Below are 16229 nucleotides of genomic sequence, written 5' to 3' on the forward strand. Positions count from 1 at the left end.
CTAGCCGGGAGTGAGGATGAAGTCCCACGGATCGCTGTTGGTGGTGCTGACCAGGATCTCCACGTCATGGCCCTGGTCGGCCAGGACGTTGCCCAGGGCCGCGGCCGCGGCTGGCAGCCAGAGCCATTCGCTCGCAAAGTGCGACACGTCCACCAGGTACGGCCGTCCGTTGGCGGCGGCCTCCCGCGCCTCCGACGCCGGGTGGTGGCGGAGGTCAGCGGTGACGTAGACGTCGGCGTTGCTGGCACGCACCTCGTTGAACAGCGAATCCCCCGCACCACCGCAGACCGCGATGCGCCGCACCAGCCCGTCCTTGTCGCCGGACACCCGCACTCCCCCGGCAACCGACGGCAGGATCCCGAACACCCGTGCGGCAAAGTCGCCAAGGCTCATGGCATCCGCAAGGTCCCCCACCCGCCCAATGCCCTCCTCCGGCAGCCCGTTGGCCGCCACGGTCAGGGGGGCGACATCCTGGAGTCCCAGGGCGTCGGCCAGGACATCGGAGACACCTCCTACGGCGGAGTCGCCGTTGGTGTGCACGGTCAGCAGTGCCGTCCCCGACTCGATAAGCCGGTGGACCGCCCTGCCCTTTGCCGACGTGGCTGCCACGGACGTGACGCCCTTCAGCAGCAGCGGGTGGTGGGTGATGAGCAGCTCCGCTCCCCACTCAACCGCTTCCTCAATGACTTCCAGGGTGGGATCGACCGCGAACATCACCTTCGTGACCGGTGCCGAGGGATGGCCCGCCACGAGCCCCACCTCGTCCCAGTTCTCCGCCAGGGATTCGGGCCACAGCTCCTCAACCGCAAGCAGCAGTTCGGCCAATGTGGGGGCGTCCGCGGAACCGGCCGCGGCCGGCGTGCCGGAAGAGGCGTCGCCGTCGTGATCTTCCTGGCCGCTAACGTCGGTGTCCACAGGTTCCATAGTCTTAGTTTTACCCCATTGGCCCCGCGCCGCCGCAGTTTGCGGCACTGGGCCGGGGTGCCGGGGAATCTTCCGGCGCCGTCAACCATTGAAGAGGTCATGAAAACTTTTGTTTTGGGCGGAGGGTGCTTCTGGTGCCTGGACGCCGTCTACCAGAGGACCAAGGGCGTCACCTCAGTGGTGTCCGGCTACACCGGCGGACACGATCCGCAGCCGGATTACTACTCGGTCTGCAGTGGAACCACCGGCCACGCCGAAGTTGTGGCCGTGACCTTCGATGAGGACATCATCCCCGCGGAGGTGGTCCTGGACATGTTCTTCGCCCTGCATGATCCCACCACGCTGAACCGCCAGGGATACGACGTCGGCACCCAGTACCGCTCCTCGATGTTCTACGAGACCACAGAGGAGAAGATCCTCTTCGAAGAGGCGATCGACCGCAACCAGGCATTATGGGCGCACCCCATCGTCACCGAGGTCAGCCGGCTCCCGCGGTTCCATGTGGCGGAGGAGTTCCACCAGAATTACTACGCCAAGCACCCGGAGCAGGGGTACTGCCAGGTGATCATCAACCCTAAGCTGGCCAAGGCCCGGAAATATTACTCTGCATGGCTTAACGCTTAGCCCACCGTTACGCGGCCTCGTTAGGCTGACCTCAGTATCCACCCCTTAGAGATAGGCGTATGTACATGGCACGGATCTATGACGATGTAACGCAGCTGGTCGGCGGGACCCCGCTGGTTCGGTTGAACCGGCTCAGCGAGGGACTGGACGCCACCGTTGCCGTGAAGCTGGAGTTCTACAACCCGGCCAACAGCGTCAAGGACCGCATCGGTGTGGCCATCATCGACGCCGCGGAAAAGTCCGGTGCCCTGAAGCCCGGCGGCACCATCGTCGAAGGCACTTCCGGCAACACGGGCATCGCCCTGGCCATGGTGGGTGCTGCCCGCGGGTACAAGGTCATCCTCACCATGCCGGAGACCATGTCCACGGAGCGCCGGGTCATGCTGCGCGCATTCGGAGCCGAGATTGTACTGACCCCCGGTTCAGAGGGCATGCGCGGCGCCGTGGAAAAGGCCCAGGAAATCGTGGCCAACACCGAGAACTCCATCTGGGCACAGCAGTTCGCCAACGAGGCCAACCCCGAGGTGCACCGCAGGACCACCGCCGAGGAAGTCTGGGCCGACACTGACGGCGCGGTAGACATCTTCGTGGCGGGCATCGGCACCGGTGGAACCATCACCGGCGTCGGACAGGTCCTGAAGGAGCGCAAGCCCGGCGTCCAGATCGTGGCTGTGGAACCCAAGGACTCCCCCATCCTGAACGGCGGCGCTCCCGGCCCGCACAAGATCCAGGGCCTGGGCGCCAACTTCATCCCCGAACTGCTCGACACCAACATCTACGACGAGGTCATCGACGCCACCCTTGAGGATTCGGTCCGGGTAGCCCGCGAATTGGGCATCAAGGAAGGCATCCTCGGCGGCATCTCCTCGGGCGCGATTGTCTGGGCCGCCCTGGAGCTGGCCAAGCGGCCGGAAAACGCAGGCAAGCTGATTGTTGCCGTAGTGTGCGACTTCGGTGAGCGTTACATCTCCACCGTGCTCTATGACGACATCCGCGGCTGATCAGTCCGCTGTCCGCCCGTTTCCTGTAGAAAGAACTTTGTGGGCTTTTTCGCAAGACTGAAGGAAGACCTCGACGCCGCCCGGTCCCACGACCCGGCGGCTCGAGGTTCTTTTGAGAACTTTTTCGCCTATTCCGGCCTCCATGCCATCTGGATCCACCGGCTGACGCACCGCATGTGGCAGAACCCGTCGCTTCGCTTCCCGGCGCGCCTGCTGTCCCAGCTGGGCCGGTCCTGGACCGGTATCGAGATCCATCCGGGTGCCACGATCGGCCGCCGCTTCTTCATTGACCATGGCATGGGTGTGGTGATCGGCGAGACGGCAGAGATCGGCGAGGACGTGATGATCTACCACGGTGTGACCCTGGGCGGACGTTCCCTGGCCCGGATCAAGCGGCATCCCACCATCGGCGACCGCGTGACCATCGGCGCCGGTGCCAAGATCCTGGGGCCAATCACCATTGGACGGGACAGCGCCGTGGGCGCCAACGCGGTGGTGGTCAAGGACGCGCCGCCGGAGTCGATCATCACCGGAGTTCCCGCCAAATGGCGGCACCGGGATGCGCAGCGGGAAACCAAGCCCGCCGTTGACCCGGCCGAATACGACATCGAGTACCGGATCTAGCGGACGCAATTCGGGCGGGGCCTGGTGCGTTGCTAACCGGGGAAACGCCTGTAGATGGCCCACAGAACGGTATCGAAGGCACGGTCCGGGAGCAGCCGGCGCAGCAGCAGGATGGCCCGCGCGCCCTTGCCCACCGGATACCGGGTCCTGGGCCGCGGCGACGTGGCTGCATGGACAATCGCCTCCGCGATAACTTCCGGATGCGAGGACATTGCCGAACCGTCGGTGGAGGCCAGCGCGGCTGCCACGACCTTGGCCTGCGCTGCATATGGTCCCGAGCCCGAATTGGCCAGCAGGCCTTCGGCGGAGATGGTGCCCCATTCGGACTGGGTACCGCCCGGTTCGATAATGGATACGTCGATTCCGTGTGGCTTGAGCTCCACCCGGAGCGAATCGCTAAGGCCCTCCACAGCGAACTTCGTGGCGTGGTACCAGGCACCCAGCGGCTCGTACATCTTTCCGCCGATCGATGAAATATTGATGATCCGGCCCCTCCCGGCGGCACGCATGGCCGGCAGCACGAGCTGCGTCATCCGGGCCAGCCCGAAAAGGTTGACCTCGAACTGCCGCCGGCCTTCAGCCAACTCCACTTCCTCCAGCGACCCGTAGGACCCGTACCCGGCGTTGTTGACCAGGACGTCGATCCTGCCGTGGGCTGCGAGAACTTCCCCCACGGCCGCACCCATTGACTCCTCGTCTGTCACGTCCAGCGGCAGGATCCGGACGCCGCCAGCCCTGAGCGGCTCCATTTTCTCCACCCGGCGGGCGCCGGCATAGACCGTGAAACCGTGGGCAGCGAGCTTCCTTGCGGCTTCAAAGCCGATTCCCGCGGACGCGCCGGTGACGAAAACGACGGGCTGGCTCATGGGAGGGACTCCTTGGGACGGGGCGACGGGACGGGCAGGCAGCGCGGATCGACGGACGGTCCGGCCGGAAAACCAGCGGCCGGCGCCCCCAGAGTATCTGGTCGCGCCGGCCGCCAGGCTGGAAACGGTGCTGACTAGTGCGTGTCCACCGCTTCAACCTCGGACTTGTCCTCGCCCCAGAGGGTGTGGAACGTCCCTTCGGTGTCGACGCGGCCGTACGTGTGGGCGCCGAAAAGGTCGCGCTGGCCCTGGATCAGGGCGGCGGCCACGCGCTTGCGGCGCAGTCCGTCGTAGTACGCCAGCGAGGACGAGAACACCGGTACCGGGATGCCAAGCTGTACGGCGGTGGCAACAACGCGGCGCCAGGCGGGCAGGGCGTCTGCGATGGCCTTGGTGAACGCCGGGGCGAAAAGCAGGTTGGCCGGCTTTTCGTCGGCGGCGTAGGCCTTGGTGATGTCCTTGAGGAGCTCGGCGCGGATGATGCAGCCTGCCCGCCACAGGGACGCGATTTCGTCAAGCTTCAGGTCCCAGCCGTATTCCTTGGCTGCGGAGGTGAGCATGTCCAGTCCCTGGGCATAGGAGACCAGCTTGGAGGCGTAGAGCGCCTGGCGGACGTCCTCGACAAACGTCTCGGGGACCTCCACGGTGGCTTCGTTGCCGGCCAGCAGTTCCTGGCCCAGCTTGCGCTGTGCGGCCTGGGAGGAGAGTGCGCGGGCAAAAACGGACTCGGCGATGCCCGAGACCGGTGAACCCAGTTCCAGGGCAGAGATGACCGTCCAGCGGCCGGTGCCCTTCTGGCCGGCAGCGTCAACGACGACGTCGACGAACGGCTTGCCGGTCTTGGCGTCAACGTGGCCCAGGACCTCGGCGGAGATCTCGATCAGGAACGACGAAAGATCACCCTTGTTCCACTCGGAGAAGATCTTTGCCTGCTCGGCCGGCTCGATGCCTGCACCGGAGCGGAGCAGGTCGAAGGCCTCGCCGATGACCTGCATGTCGGCGTATTCGATGCCGTTGTGTACCATCTTGACGAAGTGGCCCGCACCGTCGGTGCCGATCCAGGCACAGCAGGGCTCGCCGTCGACCTTTGCGGAGATTTTTTCCAGCAGCGGGCCCAGGGCCTTGTAGGACTCCTTGGAACCGCCGGGCATGATGGAGGGGCCGTTCAGGGCACCCTCCTCGCCGCCGGACACGCCGACGCCCACGAAGTGCAGGTCCTTCTTGGCCAGGGCCGCTTCCCGGCGGCGGGTGTCCTCGTAGTGGGAGTTGCCGGCGTCAATGATGATGTCGCCCGGCTCCAGCAGCGGCTCCAGCTGCTCGATTACTGAATCGACCGGCTTGCCGGCCTTGACCATGATGAGCACCCGGCGCGGCTTCTCCAGGGAATCGACCAGTTCCTGCAGGGTTTCGGTCCGGATGAAGTCACCTTCCGAGCCGTGTTTTTCCAGCAGCGCATCCGTCTTCTCCACGGACCTGTTGTGCAGGGCAACGGTGAATCCGTTGCGTGCCAGGTTGCGTGCGAGGTTGGCGCCCATGACGGCGAGGCCGGTGACACCGATGTGTGCAGACATCAATAACTCCAATTCATTGTTCGCCTCGGCTGCCGGCTTCCGCAGGCGGAAGTCACCGGGGCAGATCAGGGGGTCGGAATAAAGCATATATATTCTCGTGGTGGCGCGAAAGTGGCGGCCACGAACTGGGACCGATTATGTCGGCGCCCGTCCGGTACGCTGCCGGCCACATGGTTGCCAACAACTAGGCTTACAGCATGACCAGCAGCCTCCACCACCGTGCCATCGAGAACCTGGGCACCCGGATCGTCACGGGGGAACTCCCCGCAGGCCATGTCATGCTCGCGGAGCAGCTGGAGGATGAACTGAAGGTGTCCCGGTCCGTGATCCGGGAAGCGGTGCGGGTCCTGCAGTCCCTGGGCCTGGTGGAGACCACCAAGCGGGTGGGGATCCGGGTGATGCCGGCCAGCCACTGGAATCCCTTCGATCCGCAGGTCATCCGGTGGCGCCTGGCCAGCGATGCACGCGGCGCCCAGCTGCGCTCACTGGCTGAGCTGCGCGCGGCCGTGGAGCCTGCCGCTGCCGAGTTGGCAGCGCAGAATGCTCCGGCGGCCCTGCGGATGGAACTCGTGGACGTTGCCCGTGCCATGCGCGAAGCCGGCAACAACGGCGAGGTGGCGCGGTTCCTGGAGCTGGACATCCGCTTCCATTCACTGCTGCTCTCAGGCTCCGGTAACGAGATGTTCGCCAACCTCATGGGCCAGGTGGCAGAAACCCTGACAGGCCGTACGGTGCACGGCCTGATGCCCGACCACCCGCACCAGGCTGCCCTGCAATGGCATGAGGATGTGGCGGAGGCGATCGCCCGGGGTGACGCCGCATCAGCACGTGATGCGTCGGACCGGATCATGCGGCGCACGATGTCCCAGATGGCCGATACCTGGACCGAACAGCCACGGGTATTTATCCCCGTCCGGCAGTAAGCACGGCCCGGCAGCCGGGGACCTCCGGAAATATGACGAGGCGTGACTTTTTGTTTCCGGAAGTTCACGGTATATTCATCGCAGGCCCTCCACCGCGGCATCCCCCAATAGTCGCGGTGGAGGGTTTTCCAATGCCCGGGGGACGTAGCCCGGCCTCCTAGGCTGCCCCCGCCACCGGCTCCCTTAATCTCCAACCGCCGCCCAGCCCGTCCCGCTGGAGATACATGGTGGTAAGTGCCGACCTGTCATTGTGCCCCAGCCTCACCTGGACCTGCAGGACTTCGACGTCGACGCCGCCGGCGCCTTTTGGCATCCTCCGGGTGGTTTCCCACCAGTTGATCCGCTCGAACCACCTCGTCGGCTCGGCGCCGACTGCCCATTCCCTCCCCCGGCTCAGCACCGCAGTGGGCATCCCTTCGCTGTCCGTATGCACTATGACGTGTTCCATGCCTGCAAGCTACGGCAAGGCACCGACAATCACGCCCGGCAGGAGGGATCAACAAAAACCCCGCCGCCTCCGCCATCAGGCGGGGCAACGGGGTTTCCCTGGTGGGTCCTACCGGGATCGAACCGATGACATCCACGGTGTAAACGTGGCGCTCTACCAGCTGAGCTAAAGACCCGAATTGCGCTGTTTCCGGCCGTTCCGCCGTAACCAACGAACATAGACTCTACCCGACCGGGGACCGGAAACGCGAATCCGTGGAAGAAAGGGACGGCCTACAGTGGCGGTAGTTCCGCGGCGAGGTAATCCAGCGCCTGGCTGACCCCGGCTTCAAGCTTGATGGTTGCCTTGTCATCGCCGCGGGTGGCGCCCCGGTTGATGATGACCACGGGCTTGGATTCCTTGGCAGCGTGCCTGACGAACCGCAGGCCGCTCATGACTGTCAGCGACGAGCCGGCCACCAGCAAGGCTGCGGCCTCGTCCACCATTGCGTAGGAGCGCTCCACCCGGTCCTTGGGCACGTTTTCCCCAAAGTAGACGAAGTCCGGCTTCAGGGTGCCACCGCAGGCAGGACAGACTGCCACCACAAAGCTTTTGATCAGGGCCTGGTCCTCTATGGTGGCGTCAGCGTCCGGTGCCATTTCCACCAGGCCGCCCGCCGCTGCCCGTTCCAGGAAGCCGGGGTTCAGTTCCTCGAAAACACCAGCCAGCAAGCGCCGGGAGTAAGTGCGCCCGCAGTCCAGGCAGACCACCTGGTCATACCTGCCGTGGAGGTCCACGACGTTGGAACTGCCGGCGTCCTGGTGCAGCCGGTCGACGTTCTGGGTGATGAGGCCGGTGAGGTAGCCGCGCCGTTCCAGCTCAGCGGCGGAGTAGTGCCCTTGGTTCGGGTCCGCGTGCCGCATGTGGGACCAGCCGATGTGGTTCCGGGCCCAGTACCGTTGCCGGTTGGCTGCGTCCCGGACGAACTCCTGGTAGGTCATGGGCGAACGCGGTGGCGAATCCGGGCCGCGGTAATCCGGTATGCCGGAATCGGTGCTCAGTCCGGCACCCGTCAGCAGGGCGAAGGGGGCGCCCGCGAGGAGGTCGCGGATGCGGGCCAGGACATCGAGGTCATTTCCCGACGGCGGGGCAGGGGCCACCGGCGGCATGCTGGCGAACCCGGTAAGGCCTGTCCCCCGCCGCTGCCCGGCCATGGCTTCCTAGTCCCGCTTAAGGTCCGCGAGGGCGGAGCGGTATTCGCTGAAGTCCCGGGCCTGTCCGCGGGGGTTCACCACGCTGTAGCGGATCCTGCCGTCGCCGTCGATGATGAACGTGGCCCTCTTTGCCATGCCGCTGCCGGCGTCGAACACACCGTACGCGCTGGCGACAGCCCCATGCGGCCAGAAATCGGCCAGGAGATCGAAGCTGTAACCCTCCTGCGCCGCGTAGGCGCGGAGGCTGAACTTGCTGTCCACGGACACGCCCAGGACAACAGTGTCCGAATCCTCGAACATGCCCAGGTTGTCCCGAATTTCGCATAGCTCGCCGGTGCAGATACCGGAGAAGGCAAAGGGGTAGAAGACCACAGCAACGTTCCGGCCCCGGAAGGAGGACAGTTTCACCGGCTCACCGTATTGGTTGGCCAGCTCGAAATCGGGAGCTTCGGCGCCCAGCGAGGGTACGGCTGCGGCGACGGGCTGGACCGCTGCCGTCACTTGTTCTTCCTGCTGACCAGGCGGACAGCGCTCCAGTCCTTTGAGACTCCGGCGGAGGTTGTGACGTGCAGGCCGGCGGTGGGGGCAGCTTCCTGGATTTCCGCAGGCGAAACGTAGCCGTCCCGGCCGGACTTGGGAGTGAGGACCCAGACAACGCCGTTTTCGCTGAGCGTCGTGAGGGAATCCATCAGGCTGTCCACCAGGTCCCCGTCGCCGTCACGCCACCAGAGGATGACGGCGTCCGCCACCTCATGGTCGTCCTCGTCGAGCATTTCGGAACCGGTGAGGTCCTCAATATCGTCACGCAAGTCGAAATCGACGTCGTCGTCGTAACCGAACTCCTGAATCAGATCCCCGTTCTTGAAACCCAATTTTTCCGCCACATTTACCGAAGTGGCGGCGTCGGCCTCGCTCACGTGTTCCTCCAATACCTCATATATGCGGTGCGCATAGTGATTTCCATTACTCCCAAGCCAACACCCTTTGTGCCTGCGCTTCAAGCTGCCGCCCCCTGGACTGCGCATATTCTGCGTCACATCCGGCCGCGGCATCCCCGTCGCAGGGGCTTTTCGTCACACAACCAGTATGACGAACGAAATACAACTGCAGCACCGGGCCGCGGCTACGCATCGTGTTCCGGTCAGGGCTAGAGTGGCTGGTGACAACTATGCCTGCGGGACGACTACCTTGTGACTCCGTGCAGACATAGGAGCGCTAGGAAGCTGCCCGGCACACATGCCCGGGCTGTTGTAACCGATACGTCGCACACGGCGTATGTACGCCGGGCAGTCATCCTGCCTGGCCTGAGTGCGCCGATTCATGCGCGCAAAGAGAGGTTGGACGTGGCTGCAGGAGAAGATACCTCCCATATCCTCAGCGGGTTGACTAACCAGCTGCCTGATCGTGATCCGGAAGAGACTGCCGAGTGGGTTGAGTCCCTGGACGCGTTGATCAGGGAACAGGGTACCGAGCGTGCCCAATACATCATGCGGAGCCTGCTGCAGCGCGCGGGCGCGCAGAGCGTGGGGGTGCCGATGGTGACCACCACCGATTACGTGAACACCATCCCGGTGGACCAGGAAGCGGCGTTCCCGGGCAACGAGGAGTTCGAGCGCCGCTACCGGGCGTACATGCGGTGGAACGCCGCGGTCATGGTGCACCGGGCGCAGCGGCCCGATATCGGGGTCGGCGGGCACATCTCCACCTACGCCGGGGCCGCGACCCTGTACGAGGTCGGGTTCAACCACTTCTTCCGCGGCAAGGACCACCCCGGCGGCGGGGACCAGGTCTTCTTCCAGGGCCACGCTTCCCCCGGCATGTACGCTCGGGCGTTCATGGAAGGCCGCCTCTCCGAGGAGGACCTGGACGGGTTCCGGCAGGAAAAGTCCCGCGAGGGCCACGCCCTCTCCTCCTACCCGCACCCGCGCCTGATGCCGCAGTTCTGGGAATTCCCCACCGTGTCCATGGGTATCGGGCCGATGAACGCGATCTACCAGGCCCAGAACAACCGCTACCTGCACAACCGGGGCCTGAAGGACACCTCGGACCAGCAGGTCTGGGCGTTCCTGGGCGACGGTGAAATGGACGAGCCCGAGTCCCGGGGCCTGCTCCAGCTCGCAGCGAACGAGAACCTGGACAACCTGAACTTCGTGATCAACTGCAACCTCCAGCGCCTGGACGGCCCGGTCCGCGGCAACGGCAAGATCATGCAGGAACTCGAAGCGTTCTTCCGCGGCGCGGGCTGGAACGTGATCAAGGTCGTCTGGGGCCGGGAATGGGATGACCTGCTCACCCGCGACACCGACGGGTCGCTCGTGAAGATCATGAACGAAACCGTCGACGGGGACTACCAGACCTACAAGGCCGAGTCCGGCGGGTTCGTCCGCGAACACTTCTTCGGCAAAACCCCGCAGACCAAGGACCTCGTCGCGGACCTCACCGACGACCAGATCTGGAACCTCAAACGCGGCGGCCACGACTACCGCAAGGTCTACGCCGCCTACAAAGCCGCCACCGAATTCAAGGGCAAACCCACCGTCATCCTCGCCCACACCGTCAAGGGCTACGGCCTCGGACCGCACTTCGAGGGCCGCAACGCGACACACCAGATGAAGAAGCTCACCCTCGATGACCTGAAGAAGTTCCGCGACCACCTGCGGATCCCGGTCACCGACGAGCAGCTGGAGAAGGATTCCTACCGGCCGCCGTACTACCACCCCGGTAACGACGCCCCGGAAATCAAGTACATGATGGAGCGCCGGGCGGCCCTGGGCGGATCCGTCCCGGAGCGCCGCGACACCCACGCCGAGATCGTGCTGCCGGAGGCCAAGTCCTACGAGGTGGCCAAGCGTGGCTCGGGCAAGCAGATGGCCGCGACCACCATGGCGTTCGTCAGGCTCCTGAAAGACCTGATGCGGGATAAGAACTTCGGCAAGCACATCGCCCCGATCATCCCGGACGAAGCCCGCACGTTTGGCATGGATGCGTTCTTCCCCACCGCGAAGATCTACAACCCCAAGGGGCAGAACTACCTGTCGGTGGACCGGGACCTGGTCCTGGCCTACAAGGAATCCCCCGCCGGGCAGCTGATCCACCCCGGCATCAACGAAGCCGGCGCCGTGGCAGCCTTCACCGCCGCCGGAACCTCCTACGCCACCCACGGCGTCCCCCTGGTCCCGGTCTACGTGTTCTACTCCATGTTCGGCTTCCAACGCACCGGCGACGCCTTCTGGGCCGCCGGCGACCAAATGACCCGCGGCTTCATCATCGGCGCCACCGCAGGACGGACCACCCTCACCGGCGAAGGCCTCCAGCACGCCGACGGCCACTCCCCCCTCCTGGCCTCCACCAACCCCGCCGTCCTCACCTACGACCCCGCCTACGGCTACGAAATCGGACACATCGTCCGCTCCGGCCTGGAACGGATGTACGGGCCGGACTCCACGGACAAAAACGTCATGTACTACCTCACCGTGTACAACGAACCCATCATCCAGCCCGCAGAACCCGAGAACCTCGACGTCGAAGGCGTCATCAAGGGCATCTACCTCCTCGCCCCGGCCAAGATCGACGGTCCCCGCACCCAGATCCTCGCCTCCGGCGTCTCCGTACCCTGGGCCATCGAAGCCCAACGCGTCCTCGCCGACGACTGGAACGTCTCCGCCGACGTCTGGTCCGTGACCTCCTGGAACGAACTGCGCCGCGACGGCCTCGCCGCCGAAGAAGAAGCCTTCCTCAACCCCGGCCAACCCGCCCGCGTCCCCTTCGTCACCCAGCAACTCGAAGGCGCCACCGGCCCCATCGTCGCCGTCTCGGACTACATGAAAGCCGTCCCCGACCAGATCCGGCAATTCATCCCCAACGAATACGCCACCCTCGGCGCCGACGGCTTCGGCTTCTCCGACACCCGCGCAGCAGCCCGCCGCTACTTCAAAAACGACACCCACTCCATCGTGGTCCGTGCCCTTGAAATGCTGGCACGCCGCGGCGAGGTGGATGTTGACGCCCCGGTCAAGGCAATCGAGAAGTACAAGCTGCTCAACGTCAATGCCGGCACCACCGGCAACGCCGGAGGCGAAGCCTAGCCTTCCGGCTGGACGGATCCAGCAGTGAACCACGACGGCGGCCCTCACCCCACAAGGTGAGGGCCGCCGTCGTTCTGTCCCGGGTGGACCAGCCGTGGGGCGGCGGGCGCTGTGACGCAGGGCAAGGCGCGTTGTAGCCTTCGCACAAATGGAGCTTGCGCGGCGGTGGCCGTATGCTCAGAGGATGCCAGCACCAGCCAGCCAGTCCTCGAAGCGGAAACCCTCGCCGCCGAAGGTCACGCCGGAGAAGTCCGAAACCCTTAAGCAGCTCCGCGCCAACGTGGGCCAACTGTCCACCACCACCATGCGCAAGCTTGAGCAGTCCCTCCCCTGGTACAGCCGGCTCAGCGCGGACGAGCGTTCCGCTCTCGGCATGGTGGCGCAGAACGGTATCGCCGCCTTTGTCACCTGGTACGAACGGCCCAGCTCACCGTCGTGGATCCTGACCGACGTCTTCGGGACGGCACCTACGGAGCTGACCCGTTCCATCAGCCTGCAGAAGGCGTTGCAGCTGATCAGGATCGTGGTGGAGGTGGTGGAGGACCAGGTGCCCGTCATTGCACCCGAGGCCGACCAGCCGTCCCTGCGGGAGGCCGTGCTGCGCTATTCGCGGGAAGTCGCTTTCGCTGCCGCGGACGTCTACGCGCGGGCCGCAGAGTCCCGCGGCTCGTGGGACACCCGGCTGGAAGCTTTGATTGTGGATGCCATTCTGCGCGGCGAGAACACCGATGCCCTGCGCTCCCGCATTGCGGCGCTGGGCTGGAAGGCACAGGAGCGCTTCACGGTGATGGTGGGTAATTCGCCGTCGGAACCAAGCGCCAGCTATGTCAGCGAACTGCGGCGGATGGCGGGCCGTTACGCCGAGGACGCGCTGGTGGGAATCCAGGGCGACCGGCTGATCCTTATCCTTGGCGGGGTGCAGGACCGCGAAACCGCTTACGTGAAGCTGAGCGACATGTTCGCCCCGGGGCCGGTGGTCTACGGACCCGAGGCCAGTTCACTGCTGGAGGCCAGCGGCTCTGCCCAGTCCGCGTTTGCCGGCCTGACGGCGGCGCGGGCGTGGCCGTCAGCGCCGCGTCCGGTGGCCGCGGACGACCTGCTGCCCGAGCGGGTGATTTCCGGGGATGACGCCGCCCGGCGTTCCCTGGTGAAGAACATCTACCGGCCGCTCCTGGCTGCCTCCAACGGCCTGGTCGAAACGCTGGGAACCTACCTGGAGCTGGGCCATTCACTGGAGGCCACCGCCCGGGAACTCTTCGTCCACGCCAACACAGTGCGCTACCGGTTGAAGCGGGTCTGCGACGTCACGGGGTGGGACCCGTTGCTCCCGAGAGAGGCCTTCGTGCTGCAGGCGGCACTGGTGGTGGGCCGGCTTTCAGCGCCGCCGAAGGCCGCCACGGAGCGCCAGCCGTCCCGGAACCAGGCCTGAGGCATTGTAGACTTCCTACAATCTGACCCCGTGAGCTTGGTGCGGAGAAACACCGCTGGATCACACAGTAATTTGGAAAGCTGGTTACGTGCTTGCAATAGTCTGCCCTGGACAGGGCTCACAGACCCCGGGTTTTCTTGCCCCCTGGCTGGAACTTCCCTCGGTGGCAGGCCAGCTGGCCTCCCTGAGTGACATCGCAGGCATCGACCTGATAGCCCATGGCACCACCTCCGACGAGGAAACCATCAAGGACACTGCCGTGGCGCAGCCCCTGATCGTTGCTGCCGGGCTTGTCGCCGCGGCCTCCCTCTTCGATGTGGAGCTCAATTCCCTTCCTGTCATCCTTGCCGGCCACTCGGTAGGCGAGATCACCGCAGCAGCCCTGGCCGGCGTGCTGACCGAAGCGGAAGCCATGACGTTCGTGCGGGAGCGTGCCAACAGCATGGCGGCAGCGGCAGCCGCCACCCCCACCGGCATGAGCGCTGTGGTGGGCGGTGACCCCGCCGAGGTCCTGGCCGCCATCGAGGCATCCGGGGCTTCCCCTGCCAACGTCAACGGCGCCGGCCAGACGGTGGCGGCGGGCACCTTCGACCAGTTGAAGGCCCTCGCCGAGAATCCACCCGCCAAGGCCCGGGTTATTCCGCTTAAGGTGGCCGGAGCATTCCACACCAGCCACATGTCGCCCGCTGTTGATGCGCTCAAGGCGCTGGCGCCGACGTTGAACCCGGTGGCCCCCAAGGTGCCGCTGCTGTCGAATTACGACGGCGGCGAAGTCACCGACGGTGGCGCCGCCGTCGAAAGCCTGATCGCCCAGGTGTCCCGCCCCGTCCGCTGGGACCTGTGCATGGAAACCATAGTGAAGCGGGGCGTCACCGGCCTGATCGAACTGGCGCCCGCCGGTACCCTGGCAGGCCTTGCCAAGCGCGGCATGCCCGGCGTCAAGACCGTTGCTGTCAAAACCCCCGATGACCTGTCCGCCGCACTGGCGCTCTTCGCAGAACTGGAGGGCAACGCATGAGCGTTCCCACGCTGAAACAGGCTCCCATCCAGGAGCACACCCGCATCCTCGGCCTCGGCGCTTACCGGCCGGACGTCATCGTCACCAACGAGGACGTGTGCCAGTGGATCGATTCCTCGGACGAGTGGATCCGCCAGCGCACCGGGATCGTCACCCGCCACCGCGCTCCTGCCGACGTCAGTGTGATCGATATGGCCGAAGGCGCTGCCCGCGAAGCCATGGCCAAGGCAGGCATTGAAGCCTCGGAACTCGGCGCTGTCATTGTCTCCACGGTCACCCACCCGTACGCCACTCCCTCAGCCGCGGCCAGCCTGGCTGACCGCATCGGTGCCACGCCCGCGCCCGCCTTCGATATCTCCGCGGCCTGCGCCGGTTACTGCTACGGCATTGCCCAGGCCGATGCCCTGGTCCGGTCCGGCACCGCTAAGTATGTGCTGGTGGTGGGCGCCGAGAAGCTGTCCGACGTCATCGACAACCGGGAGCGCACCATCTCCTTCCTCCTCGGTGACGGCGCCGGCGCCGTCGTCGTGGGTCCTTCCGACACCCCCGGCATCGCTCCGTCCGTGTGGGGCTCGGACGGCAGCAGGTGGGATGCCATCGGCATGACCCGCTCACTGCTGGACGTCCGCGACCTGGGCCTGGCAGCCCGGCAGTCCGACTCCACGGGCGACCTCGCGCTGCTGGAGGAAGCCCAGGAGCTGTACCCCACCCTCCGCCAGGACGGACAGACGGTGTTCCGATGGGCAGTGTGGGAAATGGCCAAGGTGGCCCAGCAGGCACTCGATGCCGCCGGCATCCAGGCTGAAGACCTGGTTGCCTTTATCCCGCACCAGGCCAACATGCGCATCATCGACGAGATGGTGAAGAAGCTGAAGCTGCCCGAGACCGTTACAGTGGCACGGGACATTGCCGAGGCCGGCAACACGTCGGCTGCCTCCATCCCGCTGGCAACCCACCGGCTCCTTCAGGAGAACCCCGGACTGAGCGGCGGGCTGGCCCTGCAGATCGGTTTCGGAGCCGGACTGGTCTTCGGCGCACAGGTAATTGTCCTTCCCTAGATACGCCCAAGGGTCGCATCCGCGGCCCGGACCGTTTCCGGCAGCCCCTGCCGGCAATACAAGAAAAGGAGCCACCAATGGCTAGCAACGAAGAGATCCTGGCCGGCTTGGCTGAAATCGTCAACGAAGAAACCGGCCTGGCCCCGGAGGCCGTCGAGCTGGACAAGTCCTTCACCGAGGACCTGGACATCGACTCCATCTCCATGATGACCATCGTGGTCAACGCCGAGGAAAAGTTCGGCGTGCGCATCCCGGACGAAGAGGTCAAGAACCTCAAGACCGTCGGCGACGCCGTCAGCTTCATCGCCGGAGCCCAGGCCTAACACCAGGCTTTTCGCCGTCTCACGGCTTGGCAGGGCTGCCGGTCCGGAATGACCGGACCGGCAGCCCGCCGTTTTTATCCGGCGCAGAACCCCGACCGGGACTGGCCGATCATCAATATGTGCGGGACCCTGCGACAGGTGC

Annotated in this window: 16 protein-coding genes and 1 tRNA gene; 9 read left to right on the forward strand and 8 right to left on the reverse strand. The window is 65.4% G+C overall.

All coding sequences use genetic code 11. The annotated features are described in order from the left end of the window. Positions 1–924, reverse strand: a complete 924-nt coding sequence (locus NIBR502770_RS09295; protein ID WP_210418935.1) for a Nif3-like dinuclear metal center hexameric protein — start codon at positions 922–924, stop codon at positions 1–3. A gap of 99 nt (positions 925–1023) precedes the next feature. On the opposite strand from NIBR502770_RS09295, the gene msrA reads away from it, so the two are divergent. The 3 genes from msrA (at position 1024) to epsC (ending at position 3173) form a co-directional block, all read left to right on the forward strand. Continuing rightward, positions 1024–1548, forward strand: a complete 525-nt coding sequence (msrA, locus tag NIBR502770_RS09300; RefSeq protein WP_141160178.1) for a peptide-methionine (S)-S-oxide reductase MsrA — start codon at positions 1024–1026, stop codon at positions 1546–1548. Positions 1549–1613: 65 nt separating this feature from the next. Continuing rightward, on the forward strand, positions 1614–2549 hold the full coding sequence (gene cysK / locus NIBR502770_RS09305; RefSeq protein ID WP_141160177.1) for a cysteine synthase A: 936 nt from the start codon (positions 1614–1616) through the stop codon (positions 2547–2549). Positions 2550–2588: 39 nt separating this feature from the next. After that, positions 2589–3173 (forward strand): serine O-acetyltransferase EpsC, encoded by a 585-nt coding sequence (epsC, locus tag NIBR502770_RS09310; RefSeq protein WP_141160176.1) that lies wholly within the window; start codon positions 2589–2591, stop codon positions 3171–3173. A 32-nt stretch (positions 3174–3205) separates the two neighbouring features. Here epsC and NIBR502770_RS09315 read toward each other — a convergent pair whose 3' ends face one another. Both NIBR502770_RS09315 and gndA read right to left on the reverse strand, forming a co-directional pair. Then, positions 3206–4039 (reverse strand): oxidoreductase, encoded by an 834-nt coding sequence (locus NIBR502770_RS09315; RefSeq protein WP_141181748.1) that lies wholly within the window; start codon positions 4037–4039, stop codon positions 3206–3208. Between the two features lie 134 nt (positions 4040–4173). Continuing rightward, entirely contained in the window at positions 4174–5610 is a 1437-nt protein-coding gene (gene gndA, locus NIBR502770_RS09320) for an NADP-dependent phosphogluconate dehydrogenase (protein WP_141181749.1), read from the reverse strand. A 197-nt stretch (positions 5611–5807) separates the two neighbouring features. Between gndA and NIBR502770_RS09325 the strand changes: the two genes are divergently transcribed. Next, the gene (locus tag NIBR502770_RS09325) at positions 5808–6533 is read left to right on the forward strand and encodes a FadR/GntR family transcriptional regulator (protein WP_141160173.1); all 726 of its coding nucleotides are present in this window, start codon (positions 5808–5810) and stop codon (positions 6531–6533) included. 157 nt (positions 6534–6690) lie between these two features. On the opposite strand, the gene NIBR502770_RS09330 is transcribed toward NIBR502770_RS09325, so the two are convergent. From NIBR502770_RS09330 to NIBR502770_RS09350, 5 genes are all read right to left on the reverse strand, one after another. Then, complete coding sequence (locus NIBR502770_RS09330; RefSeq protein ID WP_141160172.1) at positions 6691–6981, reverse strand: hypothetical protein; 291 nt, start codon at positions 6979–6981, stop codon at positions 6691–6693. A gap of 99 nt (positions 6982–7080) precedes the next feature. Beyond that, positions 7081–7156 (reverse strand) — tRNA-Val (locus NIBR502770_RS09335). Positions 7157–7253: 97 nt separating this feature from the next. Beyond that, on the reverse strand, positions 7254–8174 hold the full coding sequence (locus NIBR502770_RS09340; protein ID WP_141181750.1) for an NAD-dependent protein deacetylase: 921 nt from the start codon (positions 8172–8174) through the stop codon (positions 7254–7256). Positions 8175–8180: 6 nt separating this feature from the next. Then, positions 8181–8675, reverse strand: a complete 495-nt coding sequence (locus NIBR502770_RS09345) for a peroxiredoxin (protein ID WP_141181751.1) — start codon at positions 8673–8675, stop codon at positions 8181–8183. Further along, entirely contained in the window at positions 8672–9091 is a 420-nt protein-coding gene (locus NIBR502770_RS09350; protein ID WP_141160169.1) for a DUF3052 domain-containing protein, read from the reverse strand. The genes NIBR502770_RS09345 and NIBR502770_RS09350 overlap by 4 nt, the downstream gene beginning before the upstream one ends. 426 nt (positions 9092–9517) lie before the next feature. Between NIBR502770_RS09350 and aceE the strand changes: the two genes are divergently transcribed. From aceE to NIBR502770_RS09375, 5 genes are all read left to right on the forward strand, one after another. Further along, positions 9518–12259, forward strand: a complete 2742-nt coding sequence (gene aceE, locus NIBR502770_RS09355; RefSeq protein WP_141181752.1) for a pyruvate dehydrogenase (acetyl-transferring), homodimeric type — start codon at positions 9518–9520, stop codon at positions 12257–12259. Positions 12260–12443: 184 nt separating this feature from the next. Next, positions 12444–13688 carry a CdaR family transcriptional regulator gene (locus NIBR502770_RS09360; RefSeq protein ID WP_141160167.1) on the forward strand — a complete coding sequence of 415 codons (1245 nt, stop codon included), beginning with the start codon at positions 12444–12446 and terminating at the stop codon, positions 13686–13688. An 88-nt stretch (positions 13689–13776) separates the two neighbouring features. After that, positions 13777–14706 carry an ACP S-malonyltransferase gene (locus tag NIBR502770_RS09365; protein WP_210418936.1) on the forward strand — a complete coding sequence of 310 codons (930 nt, stop codon included), beginning with the start codon at positions 13777–13779 and terminating at the stop codon, positions 14704–14706. Further along, positions 14703–15764, forward strand: a complete 1062-nt coding sequence (locus NIBR502770_RS09370) for a beta-ketoacyl-ACP synthase III (protein ID WP_141181754.1) — start codon at positions 14703–14705, stop codon at positions 15762–15764. Before NIBR502770_RS09365 ends, NIBR502770_RS09370 begins: the two co-directional genes overlap by 4 nt. A gap of 77 nt (positions 15765–15841) precedes the next feature. Then, the gene (locus NIBR502770_RS09375; protein ID WP_009359314.1) at positions 15842–16087 is read left to right on the forward strand and encodes an acyl carrier protein; all 246 of its coding nucleotides are present in this window, start codon (positions 15842–15844) and stop codon (positions 16085–16087) included. Positions 16088–16229 lie beyond the last annotated feature (142 nt).

The organism is Pseudarthrobacter sp. NIBRBAC000502770, assembly GCF_006517815.1.
Taxonomy (GTDB): domain Bacteria; phylum Actinomycetota; class Actinomycetes; order Actinomycetales; family Micrococcaceae; genus Arthrobacter; species Arthrobacter niigatensis.